This window comes from Erwinia psychrophila (assembly GCF_039023475.1).
Lineage (GTDB): Bacteria > Pseudomonadota > Gammaproteobacteria > Enterobacterales > Enterobacteriaceae > Erwinia.
In genome coordinates this window covers 1-26230 of sequence record NZ_JBCHVB010000006.1, presented here as the reverse complement: position 1 = coordinate 26230, position 26230 = coordinate 1, and the positions used below count along the sequence as shown (strand labels likewise).

At 55.8% G+C, this 26230-nt stretch carries 24 protein-coding genes; 14 read left to right on the top strand and 10 right to left on the bottom strand.

Features of this window, described 5'->3' with window-relative positions; all coding sequences use genetic code 11:
* Window positions 1-155 precede the first annotated feature (155 nt).
* Together AAH446_RS14610 and glk are read left to right on the top strand one after the other, a co-directional pair.
* Window positions 156-1826 carry an alpha-keto acid decarboxylase family protein gene (locus AAH446_RS14610; protein ID WP_342907420.1) on the top strand — a complete coding sequence of 557 codons (1671 nt, stop codon included), beginning with the start codon at window positions 156-158 and terminating at the stop codon, window positions 1824-1826.
* Between the two features lie 142 nt (window positions 1827-1968).
* The gene (gene glk / locus AAH446_RS14605) at window positions 1969-2934 is read left to right on the top strand and encodes a glucokinase (RefSeq protein ID WP_342907419.1); all 966 of its coding nucleotides are present in this window, start codon (window positions 1969-1971) and stop codon (window positions 2932-2934) included.
* 34 nt (window positions 2935-2968) lie between these two features.
* Here glk and AAH446_RS14600 read toward each other — a convergent pair whose 3' ends face one another.
* From AAH446_RS14600 to AAH446_RS14590, 3 genes are all read right to left on the bottom strand, one after another.
* Window positions 2969-3700, bottom strand: a complete 732-nt coding sequence (locus AAH446_RS14600) for a LytR/AlgR family response regulator transcription factor (RefSeq protein WP_342907418.1) — start codon at window positions 3698-3700, stop codon at window positions 2969-2971.
* Window positions 3681-5411: a sensor histidine kinase gene (locus tag AAH446_RS14595; protein ID WP_342907616.1), complete on the bottom strand. Its 1731-nt coding sequence runs from the start codon at window positions 5409-5411 to the stop codon at window positions 3681-3683. The genes AAH446_RS14600 and AAH446_RS14595 overlap by 20 nt, the downstream gene beginning before the upstream one ends.
* Before the next feature lie 197 nt (window positions 5412-5608).
* Entirely contained in the window at window positions 5609-6847 is a 1239-nt protein-coding gene (locus AAH446_RS14590; RefSeq protein ID WP_342907417.1) for a DUF1479 domain-containing protein, read from the bottom strand.
* Between the two features lie 120 nt (window positions 6848-6967).
* Between AAH446_RS14590 and AAH446_RS14585 the strand changes: the two genes are divergently transcribed.
* Window positions 6968-7495 (top strand): GNAT family N-acetyltransferase, encoded by a 528-nt coding sequence (locus tag AAH446_RS14585; RefSeq protein ID WP_342907416.1) that lies wholly within the window; start codon window positions 6968-6970, stop codon window positions 7493-7495.
* Between the two features lie 119 nt (window positions 7496-7614).
* Entirely contained in the window at window positions 7615-8850 is a 1236-nt protein-coding gene (gene alaC, locus AAH446_RS14580; protein ID WP_342907415.1) for an alanine transaminase, read from the top strand.
* 57 nt (window positions 8851-8907) lie between these two features.
* Here alaC and ypdK read toward each other — a convergent pair whose 3' ends face one another.
* The 3 genes from ypdK to AAH446_RS14570 all read right to left on the bottom strand — a co-directional run bounded on the left by ypdK (window position 8908) and on the right by AAH446_RS14570 (window position 11789).
* A complete protein-coding gene (gene ypdK / locus AAH446_RS19785) occupies window positions 8908-9066 on the bottom strand; it encodes a membrane protein YpdK (protein ID WP_463322822.1) in 159 nt (52 codons plus the stop codon).
* A gap of 88 nt (window positions 9067-9154) precedes the next feature.
* Entirely contained in the window at window positions 9155-10177 is a 1023-nt protein-coding gene (locus AAH446_RS14575; protein WP_342907414.1) for an HlyD family secretion protein, read from the bottom strand.
* A gap of 4 nt (window positions 10178-10181) precedes the next feature.
* Window positions 10182-11789 carry an MFS transporter gene (locus AAH446_RS14570; protein WP_342907413.1) on the bottom strand — a complete coding sequence of 536 codons (1608 nt, stop codon included), beginning with the start codon at window positions 11787-11789 and terminating at the stop codon, window positions 10182-10184.
* Window positions 11790-11957: 168 nt separating this feature from the next.
* Here AAH446_RS14570 and AAH446_RS14565 point away from each other — a divergent pair, with 168 nt between their 5' ends.
* The 5 genes from AAH446_RS14565 (at window position 11958) to AAH446_RS14545 (ending at window position 15477) form a co-directional block, all read left to right on the top strand.
* Window positions 11958-12740, top strand: a complete 783-nt coding sequence (locus AAH446_RS14565) for an IclR family transcriptional regulator (RefSeq protein WP_342907412.1) — start codon at window positions 11958-11960, stop codon at window positions 12738-12740.
* A 12-nt stretch (window positions 12741-12752) separates the two neighbouring features.
* Window positions 12753-13205 (top strand): universal stress protein, encoded by a 453-nt coding sequence (locus tag AAH446_RS14560; RefSeq protein ID WP_342907411.1) that lies wholly within the window; start codon window positions 12753-12755, stop codon window positions 13203-13205.
* Between the two features lie 397 nt (window positions 13206-13602).
* Window positions 13603-13890: a hypothetical protein gene (locus tag AAH446_RS14555; RefSeq protein ID WP_342907410.1), complete on the top strand. Its 288-nt coding sequence runs from the start codon at window positions 13603-13605 to the stop codon at window positions 13888-13890.
* Window positions 13891-13972: 82 nt separating this feature from the next.
* Window positions 13973-14257 (top strand): hypothetical protein, encoded by a 285-nt coding sequence (locus AAH446_RS14550; RefSeq protein WP_342907409.1) that lies wholly within the window; start codon window positions 13973-13975, stop codon window positions 14255-14257.
* Between the two features lie 323 nt (window positions 14258-14580).
* On the top strand, window positions 14581-15477 hold the full coding sequence (locus AAH446_RS14545; RefSeq protein WP_342907408.1) for an SMP-30/gluconolactonase/LRE family protein: 897 nt from the start codon (window positions 14581-14583) through the stop codon (window positions 15475-15477).
* A 185-nt stretch (window positions 15478-15662) separates the two neighbouring features.
* On the opposite strand, the gene AAH446_RS14540 is transcribed toward AAH446_RS14545, so the two are convergent.
* The 4 genes from AAH446_RS14540 to AAH446_RS14525 all read right to left on the bottom strand — a co-directional run bounded on the left by AAH446_RS14540 (window position 15663) and on the right by AAH446_RS14525 (window position 19744).
* Window positions 15663-16889, bottom strand: a complete 1227-nt coding sequence (locus AAH446_RS14540) for an L-lactate MFS transporter (protein WP_342907407.1) — start codon at window positions 16887-16889, stop codon at window positions 15663-15665.
* 210 nt (window positions 16890-17099) lie between these two features.
* The gene (locus AAH446_RS14535; RefSeq protein WP_342907406.1) at window positions 17100-18353 is read right to left on the bottom strand and encodes a mechanosensitive ion channel family protein; all 1254 of its coding nucleotides are present in this window, start codon (window positions 18351-18353) and stop codon (window positions 17100-17102) included.
* A 268-nt stretch (window positions 18354-18621) separates the two neighbouring features.
* The gene (locus AAH446_RS14530) at window positions 18622-18834 is read right to left on the bottom strand and encodes a hypothetical protein (RefSeq protein ID WP_342907405.1); all 213 of its coding nucleotides are present in this window, start codon (window positions 18832-18834) and stop codon (window positions 18622-18624) included.
* A gap of 217 nt (window positions 18835-19051) precedes the next feature.
* A complete protein-coding gene (locus AAH446_RS14525; RefSeq protein ID WP_342907404.1) occupies window positions 19052-19744 on the bottom strand; it encodes a YetF domain-containing protein in 693 nt (230 codons plus the stop codon).
* A 1101-nt stretch (window positions 19745-20845) separates the two neighbouring features.
* Here AAH446_RS14525 and tssB point away from each other — a divergent pair.
* The 5 genes from tssB to AAH446_RS14500 form a co-directional block, all read left to right on the top strand.
* Entirely contained in the window at window positions 20846-21346 is a 501-nt protein-coding gene (tssB, locus tag AAH446_RS14520; protein WP_342907403.1) for a type VI secretion system contractile sheath small subunit, read from the top strand.
* Window positions 21347-21379: 33 nt separating this feature from the next.
* Window positions 21380-22927 (top strand): type VI secretion system contractile sheath large subunit, encoded by a 1548-nt coding sequence (tssC, locus tag AAH446_RS14515; RefSeq protein ID WP_342907402.1) that lies wholly within the window; start codon window positions 21380-21382, stop codon window positions 22925-22927.
* A gap of 17 nt (window positions 22928-22944) precedes the next feature.
* The gene (gene tssK, locus AAH446_RS14510; RefSeq protein WP_342907401.1) at window positions 22945-24285 is read left to right on the top strand and encodes a type VI secretion system baseplate subunit TssK; all 1341 of its coding nucleotides are present in this window, start codon (window positions 22945-22947) and stop codon (window positions 24283-24285) included.
* Window positions 24282-24971 carry a type VI secretion system protein TssL, short form gene (tssL, locus tag AAH446_RS14505; RefSeq protein ID WP_342907400.1) on the top strand — a complete coding sequence of 230 codons (690 nt, stop codon included), beginning with the start codon at window positions 24282-24284 and terminating at the stop codon, window positions 24969-24971. The genes tssK and tssL overlap by 4 nt, the downstream gene beginning before the upstream one ends.
* On the top strand, window positions 24968-26230 hold a 1263-nt coding region (locus tag AAH446_RS14500; protein ID WP_342907399.1), incomplete at its 3' end, for an OmpA family protein. The genes tssL and AAH446_RS14500, both read left to right, overlap by 4 nt.

Here is a 26230-nt window from a genome sequence, read left to right as displayed (position 1 = left end):
TACGGTTACACAGAATGGATTCGGGCGGAGGATCTCAACTTGAAGAAAATTCTGAAGCGTAACGTTGCCTTGCCAGTAGCGGGAAAGCAGGTCACTAACGCAGTGAAAAATATCGGCAATACTTTACTCACTATTTCCAGAGTGAGGAACAGGCTATGTCGCTTATTACCGTTGGAGAATATCTGCTTTCGCGTCTGGAAGACGCCGGTATCGGCCATCTGTTTGGCGTGCCCGGCGACTACAACTTGCAGTTTCTTGACCGGGTAATCGATCGTGCCGACATCGGCTGGGTGGGGTGTGCCAACGAACTGAATGCCGCCTATGCGGCCGATGGCTACGCCCGCTGTAATGGCGCAGCGGCGCTGCTTACCACCTTTGGCGTTGGGGAGCTGAGTGCGCTGAACGGCGTGGCCGGGAGCTTTGCGGAGTATCTGCCCGTCATCCATATTGTCGGTGCGCCACCTTCAGCGGCGGCTGAGGAGGGCCTGCTGCTGCACCATACGCTGGGAGATGGCGATTATAGCCACTTTATACGCATGTACCAGGAGGTCACGGTCGCGCAGGCTACCCTTACCGCCGAAAATGCGGCCAGAGAAATTGACCGGCTGCTGGAAACGGCGCTGCAGTTACGCCGTCCCGTTTACCTCTCCCTGCCCAGCGATGTGGCTGAAGCGATGATCCCTTCGCCTGACGCCCCCTTTACACCCGCACGGGACGGAGATACCTCTTCAGCCGGTGCGTTTGCGGCCGCCGTTGAAGAGATCCTCTCCTCTGTACACAGCGTGTCGCTGCTGGCGGATTTTCTGGCCGACCGGGCCGGGCAGAAAGCACCACTGTGCCAGTTACTGACCGAGGTGCCGATGCCGTTTGCCACGCTCCTGATGGGGAAAGGCGTACTCTGTGAGCAGTTGCCCGGCTTCGCGGGCACCTACGCTGGCACCGCCAGCGCAGGAGCAACCCAGGCGATGATCGAGAACGCGGAGGCGATTATTACCGTGGGCGTGCTCTACACCGATACCATTACCGCAGGCTTCACGCATCAAATCGCAAGTGATAAAAACATCGATATAGGTTTGCATAGCAGCCGGATAGGGAAGAGGGTTTTCCCCAGCCTGCCTATGGCTGAAGCAGTGAAAATCCTTCACCGGCGTGCCCGACGTCACGTCAGCCGGTGGCCGCAAATCCTTATTGATCCTCCTCCCCTGGTTCATGAAGTTTCCGATACGCTGACGCAAAACACCTTCTGGGAAGCGCTCCAGGATTTTCTGCGCCCTGGCGATATCGTGCTGGCCGACCAGGGTACGGCGGCCTTTGGCGCGGCTGCGCTATGTCTGCCAGACCGGGTTACGTTTATCAGCCAGCCGCTGTGGGGATCGATTGGATTTACCTTGCCCGCCGCTTACGGTGCGATGAAAGCCGCCCCCGAACGGAGAGTCATCTTGCTAATCGGTGATGGCTCAGCGCAGCTGACGGTACAGGAGATGGGGTCGATGCTGCGCGATAAGCTGAAACCGGTCATATTTATCCTGAATAATGGTGGGTATACCGTCGAACGTGCTATTCACGGTGAACATCAACGCTACAATGATATAGCCGACTGGGACTGGAGCCGGTTACCGCATGCGTTGAGTCAGGATGGCCAGGCACAAAGCTGGCGCGTCACTCAGGGCGTGCAGCTGGTTGAGGTAATGAAGGTAATCGGGCAGACTTCCCGCTTCTCGCTGGTCGACGTCGTGCTGCCGCCGCTGGATGTGCCGCCGTTGCTTCGTGCCGTGACCCGAGCGCTCAGTCAGCGTAACGGCGGCCACCAGGAGAAATCAGATTGATGCCCGTGTGCAAGCGGGGTCCGGGCAGGTAAGGTAAGCGGTTGCAGCGTGACTGACTCAATCCGGCCCGAGGATGGGCGTTGTTGTTTGAGTGGAGGAAATTTATAGTGTGTTTAAATGACGTAAGCGGAGCAAAACAATAATGACTACGTATGCTTTGGTAGGTGATGTCGGCGGCACTAACGCGCGCCTGGCACTGTGTGATGTTGAGAACGGTGCCGTTTCACACGCCAAAACGTTCTCCACAGCAGATTACGACAGCCTTGAAGCGGTGATCCGTTTCTACCTTGATGAGCAAAAGCAGGCGGTTACCGATGGCTGTATTGCCATCGCCTGTCCGATCACCGAGGACTGGGTAGAAATGACCAACCATGACTGGGCATTTTCCACCAGCAAAATGAAGGCGAACCTGGGCTTCGACCATCTGGAGATCATCAACGATTTTACCGCCGTATCGATGGCCATTCCGATGCTTTCGGAAGATGACATCATGCAGTTTGGCGGTTCCGCACCGGTGAAAGATAAACCTGTCGCCGTTTACGGTGCGGGAACCGGGCTGGGCGTTGCACATCTCGTCCACGTTGATAAGCGCTGGGTCAGCCTGCCGGGTGAAGGCGGACACGTCGATTTAGCCGCTAACAGTGACGAAGAAGATATGATCCTGGAAGTGCTGCGGGCGGAGCTGGGCCATGTCTCAGCCGAGCGCGTGCTTTCGGGCGCCGGGCTGGTCAATTTGTACCGCGCCATTGTCAAATCCGATAACCGGGTGCCGGAAAATCTGAAGCCGAAAGATGTGTCGCAGCGAGCGCTGGATGACAGCTGTACCGACTGCCGCCGGGCGCTGGCGCTGTTCTGCGTCATGATGGGCCGTTTTGGCGGGAATCTCGCGTTAACCATGGCCACGTTTGGCGGCGTTTATATCGCGGGCGGCATCGTTCCGCGTTTCCTTGAGTTCTTTAAAGCGTCCGGCTTCCGTGCGGCGTTTGAGGATAAGGGGCGTTTCAGGGATTATGTGCAGAATATACCCGTCTATCTGATCACGCACGATAAGCCGGGCTTGCTGGGCGCCGGCGCCCATCTGCGTCAGACGCTGGGCAGCGTGCTCTGATCCTCTTTCTTCAGGGCCGTAGAGGCCCTGAAGGCTACAGCCTCATCAGCTGCCGGAACGCTTTTACCTTACTGCGGCTGACCGGCACCTGAAACGCCAGGTCGCGCAGCTTAAGCATATAGGTGTTGTTGAACCAGGGCTCAATCTCACGGATCTTACTGAGGTTTACACAGTAGGAGCGGTGGCAGCGAAAGAAGCCCTCTTCAGGCAGCCGGCTGCAAAATTCAGTGATATTCATCGACATCACATACTCTTCCCGCCGGGTATAGACAAACGTCATCTTCTCGTGCGCCTCGATATAGTAGATATCGTCGATATCGGTCACGATAATGCGCTCATCTTTTACCAGATTCACGGTATGCGTAGTGGGGCGCGGCGCTTCCGGATTGCTCAGCATCTGCGCCTGCTGTAGGGTGTTTTCCAGCTTGCGTAACATAGTGACGATACGCATCTCATGATAAGGCTTAAGAATATAGTCGAACGCTTCCAGCTCAAAAGCTTCAACGGCGTGTTCTTTACAGGCGGTGATAAAGACGATCAGCGGTTTGTGTGAAAATTTGCTGATGTTCTGAGCCAGCAGTACGCCATCCAGCGAGGGAATGTTGATATCAAGAAATATCACATCCACCTGGTGGGTTTGCAGATATTTCAGGACGTCCAGACCGTCATCAAAGGTCGCATCGATAGCGATCTGGCTATGCTGCCGGATTAACCAGCTCAGCTCCTGCTGTGCCAGAAACTCATCTTCAACGATGATGGCTTTCATGATGATTTTCCCGATTAGTCGTGTGGCTGGCGGTTAAGGCGACGCGCTGGTTTTCCGGCAGCAGCGTCCCGTCTTTACTGATGCAGAAGGTAATCTCCGTGCCCGGTGACAGACGCTGGATATGCAACCCTTCGCCGTAGCGCAGCTTCACGCGATGGTGAACGTTGAGCAGGCCAATTTTATTGCCCGGCATTTCATTATTTTTGACTCTGACCATCACCTCTTCACTGATGCCATTTCCGGTATCCCGCACCGAAATCCTGACGCGATCGCCCTGGTCCTGCAGGCTCAGGGTCACCACGCCTTTTCCCCGGCAGGGATGAATGCCGTGCACGATAGCATTTTCAATCAGCGGCTGGATTAGCAGGCTTGGCAGGCAGCAGTTAATCTCCTCATCAATATCGTAAATGACCGTCAGCTTATCGCCGAAGCGGGCCTGTTCAATGGCGATATAGTCTTTGATCTGGTAGAGCTCTTTTTTGATATCAATAATCTCATCATCGTTCAGCTCCAGGTTATAGCGAAGATAGCGCGACAGGTTAGTGATTAGCTGGCGCGCCGTGTCCGGATTAATGCGGATGGATGAGGAGATGGCGTTCAGGGCATTAAACAGGAAGTGGGGGTTAATTTTGCTCTGTAGCGCCCGCAGCTCCGCTTTATTCGCCATTTCCCGCAGCTGCTCGGCGCGGGAAACCTCAAGCTGCGTCGAAATAATTTGCGACAGACCAACGGCCATCTCCCTCAGAGACCAGGTGATGCGGTGCGCGTGGCGATAATAAATTTTCAGCGTGCCGGTGACTTCGCCCTTTTCCCACAGGGGAATCACGATCATCGAATGAATTTCCGGCGTACGGTGCGCCTCATCATTATTTTTAATGATGATTTCCCCGTTCGCGATCGCTTTCGCCGTCGTGGGACTGATCGCATCATCGCCGTAGAGATAGTTATCTTCACCCACGCCGACATAGGCGAGGATCTGGCTCTTATTGGTCATCGCCACCGCATCCGCGTTGATATCCTGGCGGATGATCGAACAGACCTGTCTCAGCGAGTCACTGTTGATCTGACGAAACAGCGGCAGGGTTTTGTTGGCTATTTCCAGCGCCAGCTTGGCCTGGCGCGCGGCGACCGCCTCTTTCTCGCCCTCCACGCTCTGCACAAGCAGGACGATCAGCCCGATGCTGGCCGCCCCCAGAATCATCGGCAGCGCAATTTCACTGATGATCTCCACGCCCAGCCGGGTCGGCTCCGCCCAGACCAGAATCAGCACCATCGTCAGCGTTTCGCAAAGCATGCCGCCGATGATGCCCATGCTCCAGCGCTTCTCTTTCACCACTTTAAGGTTGATCCAGCCGGAGACGCAGCCGGCCGTCACGCTGGTAATCAGGCAGGGAATGGAGGTGACGCCGTGAATATCAATCAGAAAACGGTGCACCCCGGCGATGACGCCGGTCGCGATGCCCACCCAGGGACCAAACAGGATGCCGCCGGAAATAATGGCGATGGTGCGCACGTTAACCAGCGAACCTTCAACGTTAATACCGCTCCAGGTGCCAAACAGGGCGAACAGCGAAAATATCGCCGTCACCGCCATCAGCTCCTGACGGGAGTGCTCATCCTTTTGCAAAAGCTGCCGGAAATGGCGGGTGCGGGTCAGAAAAAACAGGCAGATCAGCATTAGCGCTGCACGATCTAATACGGCAAGCAGCATCTCAAACATCGGGTGCACGGGCGCCTCGGTGACGGCTAAATGAGAGTGACATCATAAGGAAACCGCGCCGGATGTGCCAGGCGTGCCGTAACTGAACGGGCCTTAATCCCGTCTGGATCAATTTTGCTGGTTACTGCCGGGGCAGGAAAGACGCCGGACAGGAGATCCGGCGCGTTAAGCAGATAAAAAGCGTAGGTTCAGCGCATCTGTGACTTGCCGAGCGGCGTCAGCATCGTTTCGGTGGCGCGACCGTCAAAATCCACCTCAAAATCATCCGCGGCGAAATCCGGCGGCGAGCGGCCCTCGACAAAAGCAGGCCACTGACGCTGGAGATAAGCCGCATTTTTCTCACACCAGGGCGCGCTGGAAATATACATGACGTTGCTGTCCGTTTCGCCCAGATGTTCATTCTCCACGGCATGGACCACATCGCAGTGCCAGAACACCGCATCCCCCGCTTCCATCTCGGGAATTGCGGAAATCCCACTCAGTAAAAGGGGATGCCATTCTTCACTGATGGAGAGCGCGCGACCCGGTGCCGCACCGCATAAATCATCCTCCGGGACATCATCCTGAAGCGCGCGCAGCAGTATCCAGGCCATCGCGTCAGCCACGGGCAGCAGATTTAACGTACCGCCATGCTTGTGCTGCGGCGTGAGCGCGGTCCAGCCCTGAAAGGTGCGGAACATGGAGCAGACGGCGGGAGAGGGGAACTCACGAACTTCCGTCCGCATTTCGCCATCAAACGGGTTGTAGCGCTGCCATTCACCGCTGAAGACATGACGATAAACGTGACGAAAATTCTCGTCCACCCAGCGCTCCAGCGAACCGCCGTCAACGTGCGGCGAGAGTCCCAGCGAGCCGGCGCCCGGCTGACGGCGGCGGATGCGGTCGGCATAGCTGACGATACGCGTGGGATCGAAATGCTGTTTACCCTGGCTTTCCGTCTGCCAGAGCGAGTTGAGAAAAACCTGCACCGCATTCATGCGCTCATGCTGGCGAGCGGCCACCTGGGGACGGGACCAGTAGATGCCGTAAATCTGTGGTTTTCCCTGTTTCAGATCGCCAAAATAGTTATCTTTTGCGGCACCCTTAAGGCGCCCGGCAAAATCATTGCGCTCAAGGTAATCGCCAATTTCCTGATTCCAGGCTTCCGCCTCACGCTGCGGAAAAACACCCTGAACGGTGCAGCATCCGCGCTGGCGGATTAGCGCTTTCTGCGCTTCGCTGATGCGCTGCTGAAGAATATCGTCCGCCTTAATCTGCGGGACAGGATTGTTTCCCTGCTGCTGCTCATGATTGATTTGCTGAATTTGCTGACGAATATGTGCATCTACCTGTTGAAATACTTCGCGATACTGCGGCAGGCTTTCCCGTAGCTGACGTTTAATATCGCGGACGGTTTGCGGAATATTTTCATTTTTGAGGGCGGGCATTGTAGTTCTCCTGTAACAATATCGTTATGTTTATGTGGGTACAGGAAGGATTACAGCGCGTAAAAGCGGTAACAAAAAGGGGCGGAAATTTTCAACTAATTCCCCTTTTATGAGGAGACTATGCAACTTGTAACGGAACGACTGAGGCTGACCCGCCTGAAACCCGAGGACTGGCAGCTGTTTCATCAGGTCCATACCGATGAAACCACGATGAAATATATCAGCGCGGTACCGCAGCTGGCCGATATTCGTCAGCGCTTCTCTGACCGTCTGGCACCCTGGCAGCGCACCAGTTTTCATATGCTCTGCCTGACGATCCGGCTGAAAGAGAGCGGGGAGGAGGTTGGCATGATTGGGGCGAATCCCGAATGGGCGCCTTACCGCCAGGCGGAGGTAGGCTACTCGCTGCTTAAAGCCCATTTCGGCAAAGGGTACGGCAGCGAGGCCGTGGCCGCATTAGCCAGCTATCTGCTTGGCGAGTGCGAGTTTCATAAGCTCAAGGCGCAGGTGGTCGAGGGCAACTGGGCCTCAAGGCGCGTGCTGGAGAAAAACGGTTTTCAGCTTGAAGGAACGCTGCGGGATAATTATCTGCTTCGCGGCCAGTGGGTGAACGACTGGGTGTTTGGCCGGCTGACGTCAGACCGCTAAAACTTATTTTGCGGGAGCTATCGACAGTGGCCCAGCCCCTAAGCTATGGTCATTCTTAGACCAGTTACTGGTCAGCGTCGCTCGGACGGTCCGGGCGCTAACGTAAATCAGAGGACTCTATGGCTGACTCCAGCGCTTCACGTCGTTTTTCCCGCATTGAACGTCTTCCCCCCTATGTGTTCAATATTACCGCTGAACTGAAAATGGCCGCACGCCGGCGGGGCGAAGATATTATTGATTTCAGTATGGGCAATCCTGATGGCCCGACTCCGCCGCATATCGTTGAAAAACTATGCACCGTCGCCCAGCGGGAAGACACGCACGGCTACTCCACCTCTCGCGGCATTCCCCGCCTGCGTCGCGCCATTTCCCGCTGGTACGCTGACCGCTATCAGGTCGATATCGACCCCGATTCAGAAGCTATTGTCACTATAGGCTCTAAAGAGGGCCTGGCGCACCTGATGTTAGCAACGCTGGATCACGGCGACACGGTGCTGGTGCCCAATCCCAGCTACCCGATCCATATCTACGGTGCGGTGATCGCCGGGGCGCAGGTTCGCTCCGTGCCCCTGGTTGAGGGCGTGGATTTTTTCAACGAGCTGGAGCGGGCGATCCGCGAAAGCTATCCCAAGCCGAAGATGATGGTGCTGGGCTTCCCCTCAAACCCGACCTCGCAGTGCGTGGAGCTGGACTTTTTTGAACGCGTAATAGCGCTGGCGAAGCAGTACAACGTGCTGGTTATTCACGATCTCGCCTATGCCGACATCGTTTATGACGGCTGGAAAGCGCCTTCAATTATGCAGGTGCCCGGCGCCCGCGATGTGGCCGTGGAGTTTTTCACGCTGTCCAAAAGCTATAACATGGCTGGCTGGCGCATCGGCTTTATGGTGGGCAATAAAGAGCTGGTGGCTGCGCTTGCCCGCATCAAAAGCTATCACGACTACGGCACCTTCACGCCGCTTCAGGTGGCGGCCATCGCCGCGCTGGAGGGCGACCAGCAGTGTGTCCGGGATATTGCTGAGCAGTATAAGCGCCGCCGTGATGTGCTGGTGAAAGGATTGCATGAGGCGGGCTGGATGGTCGATGTCCCGAAAGCTTCCATGTACGTCTGGGCAAAAATACCCGCTCGTTATGCCGGCATGGGATCGCTGGAGTTTGCCAAACATCTGCTTCAGGAAGCGAAGGTCTGCGTTTCGCCGGGCATTGGTTTTGGTGACTATGGCGACACGCACGTACGCTTTGCGCTGATTGAAAACAGCGATCGTATTCGCCAGGCCATCAGGGGAATTAAAGCGATGTTTCGCGCCGACGGGATCTTGCCGGGAACGGTAAAAGAGAGCGAAGAAGAGGTCTGAAGGTAAGTCACGACGGGGCAGGTCATCAGACCTGCCCCGGCAAAATAAGTTTTGGCCCTACAGCATCAGATAGAAGGTGCCGGCCCAAATTAGCAGAATAAAAGAAATTCCCATCAAAGCATATTTCACAACCAACGCTCCTGAGCGGCCACAACCGGAACGGCGCGCCGCAGACAGATTAACCGCGAAAGAAGATCCTTCGCAGTCTGGTGCCATGGTCATCCATGGCAGGATCGGCCGCTAATTTACCTGCTATTTTCGCTAAAATAAAGGCGATTCTTCTGTCCGGGAAGCCGTTTCAGCGTTATTCAATCGTTGGCACCACCGACATGCCAACCCGCAGGCGAGCCAGTTCGGGCTGGCCGGGCTCCAGCATGATTTTCACCGGCAAACGCTGGGTCACCTTGGTGTAGTTGCCCGTTGCGTTATCGGCGGTGATGGCGGCGAAGGTGGAGCCGGTGGCGGGCGCAATGCTGTCCACATGGCCGCGCAGCGTCACGCCCGGCAGCGCATCAACCTCAACCGATACCTTCTCTCCGGGCCTGATCTGAGCCAGCTGCGTTTCCAGAAAGTTGGCGATGACATAGGTCCGCTCCAGCGGCACCACCGCCAGCAGGCGCGTTCCTGCGGCCACCCAGGCGCCCTGACGAACAGCGCGCTGGCCTACAGAACCGTCGATCGGCGCGGTAATGGTGGTATAGGAAAGATTAAGGCGGGCCTGATCGACGCTGGCGCTGGAGGCAGCGACATCCGCCCGGGCCTCCTTCAGGCCTGCCTGGAGAATGCCTACCTCTTTGTGGGCGACAAGCGCGGCCGCCTGGCTCTGGCGCAGCTGTGCCGCGGCTTCCTGCATAGAGGCCGTGGTCCTCTGCTGCTCGTCGGCGGTGGCGGTACCCGATTTAAGCAGGCGGCGATAGCGTCCGGCATTCTGCTCCGCGTAGCGTAGCGTCGCCTCACTGGCGCTGACCGCGGCTTCGCTCTGGGCAATGGTAGCCTGTTGCTGCTCAAGCTGGGCCTGGATGCTGCTCAGTTTCGCCTGGCTGATTTGCAGGTTCGCTTCGGCCGTTTCCAGCGCCACGCGATAATCGCGATCGTCGATGGTCGCCAGCGTATCACCCGCCCTGACGGCCTGATTATCACTGACGTTTACCCTGTTGATATAGCCTGACACTTTTGGCGATACCAGCGTGTAATCGGCCGTCACGACCGCATCATTGGTTCGCGCCTGATGGTGGCGCATTGCTGACCAGATAAAAAAGGCGATCCCGAGCAGGAGCGCTAAAAGTAAAGCCAGCGTGAGGGTTCTTTTTGCAGGTGTGAAGCTCATATTATTATCTCGTTGCTTGCGTAACGGGTTGAAGAAGAGTTTGCGGCGGATAAACGCGTTTTGGTAGCCAGGCGGTCAGCAGAATAACCAGCAGCGCAAAGCCAATAATGGCCATGTAAGCGTCGCTGATGCTGAGTATCATCGCCTGCTGTTTCAGCAGGGTGGCAAAATGGTGGAGGCTGTCGGCCGAACTGACCGAACCATCCGGCAGCAGCGGCTGTAGCGGACCCGCCTGCGAGCTGCTTTCCGCCGTCATCAGCCATGGCCGGTTGCCGAGCTGATCGACCAGCGCATGGGAATGAAACTGTTCACGATGCGACAGGAAGTTTTCCACCAGGGTTCCTGCCGCCACGCTGGAGAACCCGCGTACGGTATTGAACATCGCCGACGCCCAGGGACCTTCCGGCGGGAGCACCACGCTGGTTGCGCTCATCAGCACGGGCAGGATCATCATCGGCTGTCCCCACGCCTGAAGCGCCTGGATTAGCCAGAAATTCTGACGCGCCCAGTCGCCGGTCAGCTGCATGCCAAGCAGGCAGGAAAGGCTTAACAACAGCGCGCCCACCGTCAGCATCCAGCGGGCGTCAATCCAGCGCAGATTAAGCAACGCGGCGAGAAAAGGCGCGATAATCAGCTGAGGCAGCCCTATCGCCAGCGCCAGCGGAGCGAACTGTACGGTACGAAACCCTTCAACCTGGCCAAACCAGGTAGCCGGAAGGGAAGAACCGGAAAGGCCGATGAGCAGCACGCCAGCCAGCACCAGCAGGCCATGAGTCAGGTTGCGCCGCGCCAGCATTTGCAGCTTGAACAGCGGCAGCGGGTGAAACCATTCATTAATAAAGAAGACGACCAGCAGCGCTGCGGCCGCAAGCAGCATGGCGACAATCAGCGGTGACTGTAGCCAGTCGTGCCGCTCACCCTGGGTCAGCGCCAGTATCAGCAGCGCGATCCCGCTGCATCCTGTCAGCATGCCGAACAGATCGATTTGCCGGAAGCGCTCAAAGCGGGTCGGATCCTGCGGAATACCCCAGCTTATCAGCCCGATGGCGAGCAGAATGGGGGGAATGACCTGCCAGAAAACAAACTGCCAGCCCACCCAGTCCGTCCAGAAGGCGGCCAGCGAAGCCGCCATATTAGGACCAAAAGTCGCGGTGAGCGCATAGGCCGCCAGCCCGTAGAGCTTGACGTTGGGCGGCAGGAAACGTAGCGCAACCGTCATCAGCAGCGGCGGCAGCGCGCCGCCGAACACGCCCTGTATCACGCGTAGTGCGATAAAAATAGCGGGCGTAGGCGCGAAGGGCTGGATCGCGCCGACCAGCGCAAAGCCCACCGCGACCGCCAGCGCGAAGCGCCGCAGGGAGAAAGTGACAGCGAGCCAGGGCGAGATCATCATCGCCGCCACTTCGGCGGCCTGATAGGCTGAGGTTATCCAGCTGGCCTGATCGAAATCGAAGCCGATCGCGGCACGCACGTCGGCCAGTGCAAGATCGGTTACGCGGTCATTTAATCCCGAAGTCAGCGCCGCGATCAGTACACCCACCAGCCCAAGCGCCAGGCGCAGGGTAAAAGGGTGGAGAACAGGAGCGGGAGCCGGAGCCGGTTGAACATTCATAGAAGGTATTCCAGACAGGGAGGCTGTAAATATGCGATGCACTGTATTGCATTGTGATACATTTACGGCGGATATTACCCTGTGGCTGGCGGTATTGCAATGTGGTACCGCCTGCCAGACCGGGTAAAAAGTGCTAAAGTAGCGACATCCAGCAAGGAAGGAACGCCTATGTCTGACTCCTCAACCCTACGCGACGATGAACGTACTGGCGGCATCCAGGTCATCGCACGCGCAGCGAAAATATTAAATGCGCTTGGCGAGTGCCCCAACGGCATGAGCCTGGGCGAAATTGCTCAGGAGGTCGCTTTACCGCGATCCACTGTGCAGCGTATTGTCGGCGCGCTGGATTCGGTGCAGCTGGTTCGGGTACAGGGCGCAGGAGGCGTACGGCTTGGCCCGGCGCTGCTTCGCCTGATCGCAACGGTACACACCGACGTGGTCGCCATTGCCCAGCCCTGGCTCCAGTCACTGAGTGATGCCACGGGTGAAACCGTCTCTCTGGCACGCGCCAGCGGGCTTCAGCTGGCTATCGTGCACTGCGTGGTGGCCGACCGGGAGCTTCGTGTCGTGCCGCGCATCGGCATGAATTTACCGCTTTACAGCACCTCGGGCGGCAAAGCGCTGATGGCGCTGGACAGCGATGAGGAAGCCCGGGCGCTGGTTGGGGACGCCTATGAGGCGATGACCGATCTGACTATCAAGACGTTTCCGGAACTGCTGGCAAGCCTGAAAGCGATCAGGCGTACCGGGATCTCTTACGATCGGGGGGAAACGCTGGAAGGGATCTCCACCATGGCGGTGGCGATTGATACCATTCTGGGACGCTATTCCATCAGTCTTCTGGTTCCCTCAACCCGCTTTCAGAAGCATGAGACGCGCTTTCGTGACGCGATTCTGAAATGCAAAGAGGGACTGGTTGATGAGATTGGTAAAGCGGCCCTTCGTGACTGAGAGGAGAGGGAAATGAGTACGCTTTTAGTGGCGGTAGATAACTCCACGATCGCCCGTAAGGTTACCCAGCTCGCCTGCGAGCAGGCTTGTGCACAGGATGCGGAGGTGGTCGTTTTGTGCTGCGTCGATGCCAGTTATGCCGGTCCGGGTAGTACCTGGGTCATTGAAGCAGGGGAAGATCCGGGCGATTTTGGCTGCGCGCTGGATGAGCAGAATACGGCAGAAGCCGCGGTGCGCCTGGCGTTATCGGTGCTTCATCAGCGCGGCGTGCGGGCGACCGGACGCGTGGTCGCTGGCGAATCTGCGCAGACTATCGTCGCCCAGGCGAACGAGGTTGGCGCAACGATGATTGTGATGGGGCGTCGCCACCTCTCTTCCTTCAACCGTCTGCTGAAAGGCTCGGTCAGCGCCGCCGTCATTGAGCGGGCCAGCTGTCCGGTTCTGGTGGATGTGAGGGCGGAATAACGGCTGCCGTACCGGGCGGGCTCAGACGTCTTCCCGGGCCACAACGTCGCCAGGCAAGATGACCGATGTTTTTATCGCTCTGCTCGCACTTCCGGCTAATTATCGCCCGGGCGTTATGGGTATGATCGCCGCGTTACGTTAATAAAACGCAAAAAAAAGCCCGCTCGCCGCGGGCATAACATATTGTTATTTGAAATTATATCCTGGTGTGGTGCAGACAAATCGTGTTGTCTGACTGCATAGTCGCACTCCTGTTCTGATATTGCCAGACGGCTTTCTGAATTGAATCAATCGGTAAAAAGATGCAATTTCAGCGTAAAGTCTGTGCAAATCTGTTTTTTCCGATGGTGTGGCGCGTCTGAGTTGTTATTATCCTGCACCGGAGGAGACCCTGAATATGAAAAAAAGAATGACCGGCCTTGTGGCGCTGGCTGCCCTGTTATTAGCAGGTTGCACATCTGGTAAGCCTGGGGCATATGAAAAGGTGGATGAAGATCCGGCGGTAAATACAGTCCAGTATCGTTTTGATCCCGACAGCGTAAATAAAACGGCGATGGAAGAAGCGGCCGCGCGCTACTGCGAAGAGCGGGGATTTGATAAGGCTGAGCGAATTAGCCCTCATGAAAGCCGGCTACCGGGGCTGATGAAGGTCTGGTACCAGTGTAATTACAGTATTAAAAGTTAGAAATAAAAAGGCGGGAGATATCCCGCCTGAAAAGTCATACTTATTTATTTTTATATTGCTGTGTGCAGGCTTTGCCCGCCAGATGCTGACTTATTGTCAGCGTCTTATCTACCCCGCCTCTATCACGAAGCAGCTGCGTCAGGGCTGTTTGCGTACCCCGTTTACCGAAAAGTCAGCTTCGCAGGATCGTTACGCTTTTAGCCATGCTGCCGCCCGCTTCATTCGGGGTAAAATTCTTTTACCGGTGCCGCTGATGCCATCCTGCGCCGTGGTGCCCACCATGATATCCACCACCGTGATAGCCGCTGCCGCGGTGGCCATCATGAATAACGCAGCCGTTCAGCAGCACCATTACGCTCAGTACTGACGCATATTTTATGAGTCTTTTCATTATGAGTACGCCTTCACTTTCTTAATGGGGGCAACTTTACAGAAAAAAAGTGGAGGAATAATGCGTGTTATGTAGAGTTATTCATGAAGTTATTTCAAAATAATTCAATACACAAAATCGCCAGCCTCAGGGCGCTATCATAAATAAGATAATGATGAAAAAAAAGCTTTATTCTGAAGAATGTTCTTAAATAAAAGGAATGGGACATTGAACGCTAATAAGAATCACTTTCACTTTAGCCGCAGCAGATTGGCAATAATGGCGTAGACTAAGACGTATGTTTCATTAAAGGAGTCATTATGCGCTATCAGGTTAAAAACGTATTGGCAGCCCAGGCGGAACTGGGAGAGTGTCCGGTCTGGTCAGTTAGCGAGCAGGTGCTCTGGTTTGTTGATATCCTGGCGCCCGCACTGCATCGTTTCGATCCCAATACGGGTGAGCACCGGGTGTTGCCGGTGGCCGAACACATAGGCTGTTTTGGTCTTACGGATGAGGGAGGCTTCGTAGCGGCATTGCGTAGCGGCGTCTGTATGCTTGATGCCGAAGGCAAGATTACCCAGCGCATTGCGCCAAACCCCGGTGATGCCCCGCGCAGCCGGTTTAACGATGGCCGGGTGGATCGTCGTGGTCGCTTCTGGTGTGGCAGCCTCTGGGAGCCGCAGGATCGCAATGGCGCGCTGCTTTGCAGGCTGGATGCGGCGCTTAACCTGACGGTGCAGCAGCGGGACATCATGATTTCCAACGGGCTCGCCTTTTCACCGGACGACCGCTGGATGTATCACTCCGATACGCCGAATGGCGTGCTCTATCGCTACCCTATTGACGATAACGGTGAGATTGGTGAGCGCGAAGTGCTGCAACGCTTTGTGCAGGCGGAAGGTGGCCTGCCGGATGGCGCAGCGGTAGACAGCGAGGGATTTTACTGGTCGGCGATGTTTGACGGCTCGCGCGTTATCCGCCTCAATCCTGCAAACGGTGAAATCGTTGATGAAATTCCCCTACCGGTTCGCTGGCCAACCATGGTGGCGTTTGGCGGCGAGGATTTGAAAACGCTCTACATCACCAGTTCCCGTGAGGATCGTACGCCTGAAGAACTGGCGGCCTGGCCTCAGTCTGGCGACGTGTTTGCTGTCCGTGTGGAGGTGGCCGGCTTACCGGAGCCCGTGTTCAGCGCAAAGCACCAGCGCCAGCCCTGAACCGCAGCGACATGCAGGCTTATTGATGATCACTTCCCGGCATCCTGCGCAGATCGACGGGCCTGTCGCTAAGAGATAAATAATAATCCCGCGCCGGTTAGGGCGCGGGATATCTTACTTTTCTCTCTTTTAGCGTGTTCTTATCAGCGGGCTCTCCCGCCTGTCAACCTTGTCGCCTGGCCAGCTCAGGCGTGCTGCATTGTTTTTTCGCTTTTCCGCTCTACGTACGGCGGACGGATAGTGGCCGACATAATCAGTGAGATAACCAGCAGCGCAATAATCAGGCTGAAGGTGATGGTGAAGCCGCCAAACAGTGAAGCGATCAGGGAACCCATCACGCTGCCAATCCCGAAGCCCAGGTAGATCAGGCCGTAGTTTTTGGTCAGGTTATTCAGGCCAAAAAAGTCGCTGACCAGCGAAGGGTAGACGGTGATGGTGCCGCCGAAGCTGAAGGCCACACAGGCGATGGAAATAAAGAAAGTGGTTTCGTTCATCTGGGTAAAGAGCAGAATGCTCATGCCCACCAGAGAGACGCTCTGCGCCAGCGTAATAACCCGGATGCGCGCCATCTTGTCGGAGAGCACGCCGAGAATGAGCCGGCCACTAAGGTTGGCAATGGCGATAATGGTGACGGCATTGGCTGCGGTCTGAGCTGACAGGTTAACCAGACCTTCTCCGATATCCTTGGCGACGCCTATTACATACAGGCCGCTCATGCAGGCGGTCAGAAACATCAGCGCCAGCATCCAGTACTGGGGAAGGCGAATCGCCTCCGCCAGCGAAAAATCGCGTGCCTGGCTGACTGAGCCTGGTTTAGCTTGCTGCTGCTGTGGGGCATCTTTCATCAGTAGCGCGCCGGCAATGATCATAACCATTGCCAGACCGCCCCAGATCATAAAGGTTGTTTCGAGGCTGTTCTCGCTGAGCAGGTAGCTACAGATAAACTTGAACCCCAGGCTGCCCAGTCCGTAGGCGCCGATGGCGCAGGCGGAAATGACCCCTTTGCGTTCGGGAAACCATTTGACGCAGTTTGAAAGCGTCATCAGATAACCCGCGCCGTCTGCCAGCCCGACCAGCACACCCGCGCTGAGATAGAGCATAAACAAGTTTTCAGAGTGAGCGGTAAGAAAGAAACCGACGGCCATCAGCACGCCCGCCCCGATCGTCACATTACGGACACCAAACCGTTCCTGAAGCTTTCCTGCCAGCGAAGAGGCTATCGCCAGCCCCAGGCTGAGCAGACCAAAGGAAAAGGCAACCTGGCTCACCGGAGCATCGAGCTTATGGGAAAGCTGACCGTTAAACAGGCTCCACGTATACACGGAGCCAAGGGCGAACTGGGTAATGATTGTACCGATCAGGGTAAGCCAGCGGGTGCGGTTAAGGCTGGGGCTGAGAGGTTGTGTGCTCATGGGATGCTCCCGGAGAAGGTTAAGAGATTAAGCACATACTATGTCCGGGCTTTTACGGGCGGGGAAATTAAGGCATGAACTGCCGCCAGTGCGGAATGAACTGCCGCTGAGGAGGTATGAATGACAGAAGGAAAAACGATTAACGCTGCCGGTGTGATGAGAGGCTAAGCAGAGAGAAGGGGACCGCCATCACTGACGGTCCGGCAAAGTTTACCGGTCTGAAACGGCGATATGCATATTGCGCATGTCATTTCCGGTTGGCGTCTGGTGGACGCGCAGGCCAAACTCCGGCAGTACGGCAAAGATATGGTCGAAGATATCGGACTGAATCTTCTCATACTCCAGCCAGGCGGTGGTATTGGTAAAGGCGTAGATCTCGACCGGCAGACCGTCCGGGCCGGGCGCCAGTTGACGAACCATCAGCGTCATCTCTTTATGGATCTGAGGATGCGCCTGTAACCAGGCTTCCAGCCAGGCGCGAAACGTGCCGATATTGGTCATATGACGACCGTTTAGCGGCGTGCTCATATCGCACCCGAGTTGCGCATTATAGTCAGCCACTTCCTGCATTTTACCTTCAAGATAAGGCGTCAGCAGCTGCGCGCGTTTCAGCGCGGCAATATCCTCATCAGAAAGAAAATGGATGCTGGTGGTATCAATATTGATGCTGCGCTTGATGCGGCGTCCGCCTGATTCAGACATGCCGCGCCAGTTTTTAAAGGAGTCTGAGATCAGCGCATAGGTGGGGATAGTGGTAATGGTTTTATCCCAGTTGCGCACTTTAACGGTCGTCAGGCCGATATCGATGACGTCGCCGTCCGCGCCATATTTGGGCATATCCAGCCAGTCGCCCAGCTTCAGCATATTATTGGCCGAAAGCTGGATACCGGCGACCAGGCCGAGGATGGGATCTTTGAAGACCAGCATCAGCACTGCGGTCATGGCGCCGAGGCCGGTTAGCAGCACCAGCGGCGACTTGCCGATCAGCACTGAGATAATCATCAGCGTAATCAGCAGAGCGGCAATCAGCTTCAGGCTCTGAAAAATCCCCCGCAGCGGAAGCTGATTAGCGAGTGCACTTTTATCGGAGAGTTCAAGGAACACATCCAGCAGGGAAAAGAACATCAGCAGCGTGAAGATCATCATCCACACCTGACTGACCACCATTAGCAGACTATAAAGAGGCTCAATGCCGGTCAGGAACAGCTCAACCTGTAATTGCAGCAGAATACCCTGTACCAGCAGCGCAAAACGGCTGAACAGATTTCTGTCGATAATCGACTTCGGCCACTGACGCGATGACTTATTGGCATAGCGGCGCAGGAACGGCAGCACGGCATGATGCAGCAGGGCGTGTACGATCAGTGAGATAACCAGAATAATGCCGATAATGGCAAGCTGGGCAATAAGCGGAGCGTAAGGGAGATTAAAGGCGGTGAGCCATTCGATAAGCAACTGGTGCATCAGAAATTATTCCATTTTATGTAAGCTAATCCGAGGTGCGATACCTGCCTCCTCCTGAGGAGATACGCACATCATTATCCATTTATACCGACCTTAATGGCAGGGACGTCTGGCAGGCGCAGCATAACGCGCACCGGGCCGGCAGATCAAATTTGCCCCAGCGCAGCGACAGCCGGCACCCGAAAAGCGCGCCACAAAACAGCGACAAGCCGGGCTTGCCCGGTTTTGCCTGATGCAAAATGCCGCACTTACCCGTACGGAGTTTCGGTTACTTCTGAATATAGCTGCGGATCGCTTCCGCAATCGCTTTATTACCGTGACGCTCGTCGCGATGTTCCGTCTCGTCGGCCACTTTTTCCAGATACTTATTCAGCTTGCCGCCGGTCGGCACGTTGCCATAGGCGATCAGCATTTGCACGATATGCCGGAGAGCCAGTAACTCCACGGTAAGGCGCTCGACGATAGGATCTTTATCTGACATGGGAACTTCGCTCCGTTCATAGTGATTATCCGACAGCTTAAACGGGCCGTCAGAAAACAATCCGTGGAATAAAGCGAAATTAGTGAGGTAATTTCAGGCAGGCACCAGTTTCTCACATTAAGCAGGAAAAGGGACAAGGATAGCCGGTAACGCAGCGGGGGCGTTCTAAGGCAGCAGCGGATCGGGCTATAACAGATCCACTGCCGCCTCTGTCACATTAGCGTGGCCGCGTGGAAGAGAGCGCAACTGACCAGCTTTCCCCCTCGCATCTCGGACAGATAAGCGTGCAGCCAGCCGCGATTTTCTGCGTTTGCCCACAGTGGTTACAGGCATAAATACCGGCAACAGGCACCCGTGAATAATTTTCCCGGTGAGGCGGCGGCAGAACGGAAAGGCCGGGCCGGACATCATGATGGTCATACAGGAAGGTGCTTATCTGGCCATCAAGTTCAATAAGCGCCAGCCGGACCTGACCGAGGTGCTCCACACCATCCTGGCGAAGCTCCATAAAAAACTCATCCTCGGAAATATTGAGCCCCCTGAGGCTTTTCAGCTCATACAACCCATCCTGGATAAGCGTGATCACCTCGCCCTCCACCCAGTTAGAAAAGCGCGGGCTGCGGGCCATGATAAAAGTGGTGAACCGGTAAAGCAGCAGTAAAACGACAAATACCATGGCGACCGGCAGGACAGGCACATCATCATAGAAGGTGACATCCCCGGAGGCTGAACCCAGCGTAAGAATGATGACCAGTTCAAACAGTGAAAGCTGCCTGATCCCCCGCCTGCCGGATATCTTCAGAAAAGCAAAAACGATAACGTAAGCGAAAAGAACGCGTACGGCGACTTCGCCTAAAAACGACAACGGGAGATCGTTAAGGAAAAAACGATGCCAGTCAAAATTGAACATGGAAAATGCTCCGGTTTGCGCCCTGCGTGGGCTAAAAGCAGTAGCGCAGAATAGAATCAGGCCGGAGAACTGTCAACGGGCCTTACGCCAGCAACAGTCCTGCGAAACCAGCAAGATAACGTTAATGTGGATGATAAATAAGATAGTGCATTTTGCTACTTGTGGGCCTCCACAGGCAATCTCTGGCGGAGAATCAAAAAAAGGACTCTTATGGAAAATAATATTAACCGCCAGGCCGGGCAGGGAGCCTGGTAGTATTAACAGCATTGCGGCTCAGCTTTTAAGCGCAGATAGAAAATGCACAGCGGCTGCTAATCAGAAAATGCCAGATAATCCACGGATAATGAGATAAAAAAGATCGTTCTACTATTAGCTTTCAGTGTACTGATGAGTGCACAAGCCGCAAAGGCTGCACGCGGACGCCAGCCCTGTTCAGGCGCTAAAGGTGAACGGATGTTGTTCCAGCTCTTGCTCACTCCCCGGTACTGAGTATGCGTGATGCTGGTGTGAGGCATGCGTAAAGGCCTGTTGTGTCATTTCCTTTTGTTTGACGAAAATAAATAAGTCTCATTTAAGTGAATAATAAAAATGGTGAAGGCCTGGATATGGCGTCAGTTTTCACCTACTCAGTTACGTCGTGCCTCTTGTTGTCGATAAAAATAAAAAAGAACAGACATTTCACTAAATGGATGGGATTTTGTATAAATTTAATCCTCAGGTTAAATTGATCAATTGCCGCACGCCCTTATCCCATAAGGCTTGAGGGGTAATTACAGAAAATTCTTATAAATCAGCTAGATGATCTGTCGATGTTAAATTCTTTTTCCGTAAATTTATGTTACAAAGTTTCATTTCCAATGACACATCTAATGTTTTTACACTCCGCCTATAGGTGCTTGTCCGAAATTTGTCAACTTTCAGACAAATACCCAAAAAACAGTGTCAGCATGCTGGTGAATGGAATGCGCTCGCTTTTGGCTCCGGTATTTTGGTTCCCAATGGATGGTGTGAACCGGGAGATTTTTCTGGCTGGGTTTGCCTTTCTTATTAATTTCTCACTGGCAGTGACCGCTTCTATAACTTCATAGAACAGGGACAGCCATGTCTAACTCTTCCTTTCAGTCCGAAATTCCCAAAGCACGTATTAATTTAAAACTTGATTTGCATACGGGGGGCGCGAGCAAGAAAACAGAACTCCCCCTGAAATTACTGGTGGCGGGCGACTTCAGTAATGGTCAGGAGTCTGCGCAACTGGCTGAGCGTAAAAAAGTTAATTTGAATAAAAATAACTTTGACGCAGTGCTTTCCGAATATTCACCAAAAGTACATCTGACCGTTAAAAATACGCTTGCTGATGACGGTAGCGAAGACAATATCAGTCTGACCTTCCAGAGCATGAAGGATTTCACTCCGGAACAGGTCTCCCGGCAAATACCTCAGTTGAAGGCCATGCTTTCCATGCGCAATTTACTTCGTGATTTAAAGGCTAACCTGCTGGACAACCAGGCTTTCCGAAAAGAACTGGAAAAAATCCTGCTCGATCCGGCGCTAAGCGCAGAACTCAGAGCCGAACTTTCAGCCCTGGCACCGAAACAGCCCTAACGGTCACGATGATTTAACGGATAAATAAGGAAGATGTTGATGTCTGTAAAAAATGAGAATGCCGCGGGTGGCGAGAGTGTGGTGCTGGAACGTTCTGCCGCAGGTGGGGTTTATGCGTCCCTGTTTGAAAAAATCAATCTGAAGCCGGTGTCCGGACTGAGCGCGCTGGACATCTGGCAGGACGAGCAGGCGATGTCGGATGCGACCGCGGATGAACGTTTAACGGCCGGCATGCAGGTGTTCCTGGAGTGCCTGACAAAATCGGGTTCAAAAGTTGAAAAACTCGACAAAAACCTGATTGACCATCATATCGCTGAGCTGGACTACCAGATTAGCCGTCAGCTGGATGCGGTGATGCACCATGAAGCCTTTCAGGCGGTAGAAAGTCTGTGGCGCGGCGTGAAATCGCTGGTCGACAAAACTGATTTCCGCCAGAACGTAAAGGTTGAACTGCTGGATATGTCCAAAGAAGACCTGCGCCAGGACTTTGAAGACAGCCCGGAAATTATCCAGAGTGGACTGTATAAACATACATACATTGATGAGTATGATACACCGGGTGGAGAGCCGATTGCCGCGCTGATTTCCGCTTACGAATTTGATGCCTCTGCGCAGGATGTTGCCCTGCTGCGCAATATCTCTAAAGTGTCTGCTGCTGCGCATATGCCGTTTATCGGTTCCGCAGGCCCGAAATTTTTCCTTAAAGAGTCGATGGAGGACGTGGCGGCCATCAGGGATATTGGCAACTACTTTGACCGCTCCGAGTACATCAAGTGGAAATCCTTCCGCGAGACGGATGACTCCCGCTATATCGGCCTGGTAATGCCGCGTGTACTGGGGCGCCTGCCGTATGGCCCGGACACCGTACCGGTACGCAGCTTCAACTACGTCGAAAAGGTGAAAGGCCCGGATCACGACAAATACCTCTGGACCAGTGCCTCGTTTGCCTTTGCGACCAACATGGTGCGCAGCTTTATCAACAACGGCTGGTGTGTGCAAATTCGCGGGCCGCAGGCGGGTGGCGCGGTGCAGGATCTGCCGATTCATCTGTATGACCTCGGCACCGGTAACCAGGTGAAAATTCCGTCGGAAGTGATGATCCCGGAAACCCGCGAGTTTGAATTCGCTAACCTTGGTTTTATCCCGCTGTCGTACTACAAGAACCGCGATTACGCCTGCTTCTTCTCGGCGAACTCCACCCAGAAACCGGCCCTGTACGATACCGCCGACGCGACGGCCAACAGCCGCATCAATGCCCGTCTGCCCTATATCTTCCTGCTGTCGCGTATCGCGCACTACCTGAAGCTTATCCAGCGTGAAAACATCGGCACCACCAAAGACCGTCGTCTGCTGGAGCTGGAGCTCAACACCTGGGTGCGCAGTCTGGTCACCGAAATGACCGATCCGGGCGATGAGCTGCAGGCGTCTCACCCGCTGCGCGATGCGAAAGTGGTTGTGGAAGATATCGAAGACAACCCGGGCTTCTTCCGCGTGAAGCTGTACGCCGTGCCGCACTTCCAGGTGGAAGGGATGGACGTCAACCTGTCACTGGTTTCCCAGATGCCGAAGGCGAAAGCGTAAGCTAAGGCAGGAAGCCAATGAAAACGGAACAACCGTTATGGGGCAGGGGTGTTATGGTCTCTCCCCAGCACTTCCAGCAACAGGTCGCGTATGCGGCCTGGTCTGCGGAATGCATCGCCCGACTGGGCCTCTCCCATCCCTGGGGGATGATTGATGCCACTTTCGAACCGGATGCACTGAAACTGGGCCGTCTGCAGGCCCGTCATCTGCACATCCGTTTCCCCGACGGCACGCTTATCGACACGGATAATGCCGACGACCTGCCGCCAGTGCTGGCGCTTGAGGGCGAATCACAGGACGTGGTGGTGGTTCTGGCCCTTCCGCTGCTTCGGGCGAATGGCGGCAACTGTCTTAAACCCGATGAGGCGGCCGAACGCCCTGTTCGCTATCGCCAGCGCTGGCGGGATGTCCGCAATACCTTCGGGGAAGATACCCGTCAGATTGCAGTGATGCGCCCGGAGCTGATGCTGCGTTTCGCCCATCAGGACAACAGTGATTACCTGACCTGTCCGGTCGCCCGTCTGCAGCAGGATTCACAGGGGGGCTGGGCACTCGATGAAACCTATCTTCCGCCACTGCTGGCTCTGCAGGGCAGCCGCTGGCTGGTGACCCAGCTGGAACAGCTGATGACGCAGCTGCGTGCCCGTCTGATTCGCCTGATGGACATGCGTCGTGAAAGTAACGAGCGCATGGCCGATTTTGCCGTGGCTGATGTGTCTCTGTTCTGGCTGCTCAATGCTCTGAACAGCGCAGAACCTGTGCTCGGACAGTTTCAGCGCCACCCGCAAAGTCCACCGGAGCGTCTGTATCCTGAACTGGCACGCCTTGCCGGCAGTCTGCTGACCTTCTCACTGGAACACCAGGTGAGTGCTATTCCTGTCTGGCAGCATGAGCAACTGAATAACGTCTTTCCACCGCTCTTTGACTTACTGGGCGACCTGCTGGAAGCCAGCCTGCCGTCGCGGGTGGTGGCGATTGAGCTTGAGCACGATGCCCGGCTTCACTTCTGGCAGGCCCGTCTGCATGACCCACGCCTGCGCGAAGGGGCGGATTACTACCTCTCCGTGCGTTCACCGATGCCGGTGGCACAGCTACAGGAACAGTTCCCACGCCAGTGCAAGGTCGGTAGTCCCGATCATGTCAGGAGTATCGTCAATTCTTCACGGGTGGGTGTGCCGCTGACGCCGCTGCGTCATGTGCCGGCCGCCATTCCACTGCGTCTGGAAAACCAGTATTTCAGCCTCGATGTCTCTCATCCTCTGGCCACCGAAATGCTCCAGGGTGGGACCTGTATGTTTTACGTTCCGGGCATGCTCGGCGAGCCTGAACTTGAACTCTTTGCGGTACTGAGAACATGAGTGAGCGCAAATGCGGCGCGGCCGCATCCATTGATATTGATGCCCTGCTGCAGGACACCTGGCTGCAGGTGATCAGCCTGCGTCACGGTCCGACGTTTCAGGATGGAGAAGGGCGCACGTTGTGGGAGCGCTGCATTGCTGATGTCGAACGTGTGCAGCGTGAGCTGAAAGCGAGCGAACTCGATGAAGCCAGCTGCCAGCATATTCTCACTGCACAGTGTGCGCTGCTTGATGAAGCCGTCAAAGGTCGCGGTGTGGAGGATGATGCCTGCGTGCAGTGGTATGACATTCCCCTGCAGGGGCACTTCCTCGGCACCATGGATGCCGGTGATACGCTGTGCGATCGGATGCGCGGTGTGCTGCGTGTACCGGCGCCTGACCATGCTGTCGTGACCTGCTTCCAGCGGGTCATGATGCTGGGGTTCCTCGGCAGTTTCCGCTCGCTGAACGATCCGGAGCGCCAGAAACTCGTCAACGCGCTCAGTGAACATGTCACGCCGTTCAGCTATCCGCAGACTCACCCGGTACTGGCAGAAAGCCGTACCGGAAGAGGAATGGGCGGCTGGCTGGCGTCATGGCCCGTGCGAATTGGCCTGAGCGTGGTGGTGGTTGCCGCGCTGTGGTGGGGACTGAGCCACTGGCTGGATCAGACACTGCTGACCCTGCTACCGGGAGCCGTGAAATGAGTCCTGCACAACAGCGCGGGCTTGCGCTGTGGGCCGCCCTGCTGAGTGCAGTGGTCTGCCTGGGGTTCCTGGAGGTCACCCGACTGGTTTCTTTGCTCCTTCTGCTTACTGTTCTGGGGCTTATCCTGGCGTTCTGGACTGTCGCCAGTCGTCGTGCGGAACATGACGTCACCCTGCGTCTGGACGACCTCCCGGAAGCTACTTACCGTCAACCCGTGGTGCTGGTCTGTGGCGATCTGCCGTTGGCATGTATGCAGCAGTCACCGGTGTTTACGGTCACGCAGGGATGCTGGATCCGCGTGGAGGATCATCAGGATCTGGAACAGGCAGCCCGCCAGGTGCTGTGGTTGCGACTTGACTGGGGCCGCCAGCTGTCGGTGATGGTCAGCGTCTGTCCGCAGAAACACGCCGACAGCGAAGCGCTTACTAGTCGTCTGCTTGCCCTGCGCTGGCAAATCAGCCAGCTGCATAAAGAAACGGGTCATTCTGTACCGCTGGTTCTGAATGGTCAGGTTGGCAGCGCGATGACGAATGATCTGCTCTGGCAAGCGGCTATCCCGGGGGAAGGGGTGAGAGTCTGGCGTGAGTCTTCAGCGCCGAGTTCAATCGCTGCATGGGTCACCACCGGTGGGTCGCCTGCGATGCAGCAACAGGTGCTGATGAACAGCATGATGAGCTGGTTCCATCAGCACGTCCAGGCTGTCTTTATGGATGAAAATCCCGATATTCCCGTCATTGCACCTACCGCGGTACTGTGGGGAATGGGACCGATCCTTGCCGGAAGTCTGGCCACATCTGCCTGGACGGTGTGGCTTTCCCGTCACACTGCGATGCAGCAGGTGGCGGGCTGGCAGCCGGTGGGGACGGAAAGTACGGTTATATCCCCCTTCCCGGATTTTATCCTGCCGCTGTTGCCCGAAGGGCGAGGCCTGACGCCGCGTGGGCGTACCTGGCGTTGTGCGCTCGGGATTTTCACGCTGGCGGCCATTGCTGCGCTGCTCAGTAGTGGCTGGAACAATCGCCAGCTGCTGCAGCGTGTGAGCTTCGATATTGCCCGCTATGACCTTACCCCGATGCAAGATTCCGGACCAAAAGCCGGCGCCGTTGTCGTCCTGCGTGACGATGCGGCAGAGCTGGATGGCTGGGCTCGTCAGGGGGAGCCGGTGGGCATGAGCCTGGGACTCTGGCATGGCGGCCAGCTGCATATACCCGTGCTGGATGCGATCCGTACTTATGTTCCGCCACCACCACCGCCGCCA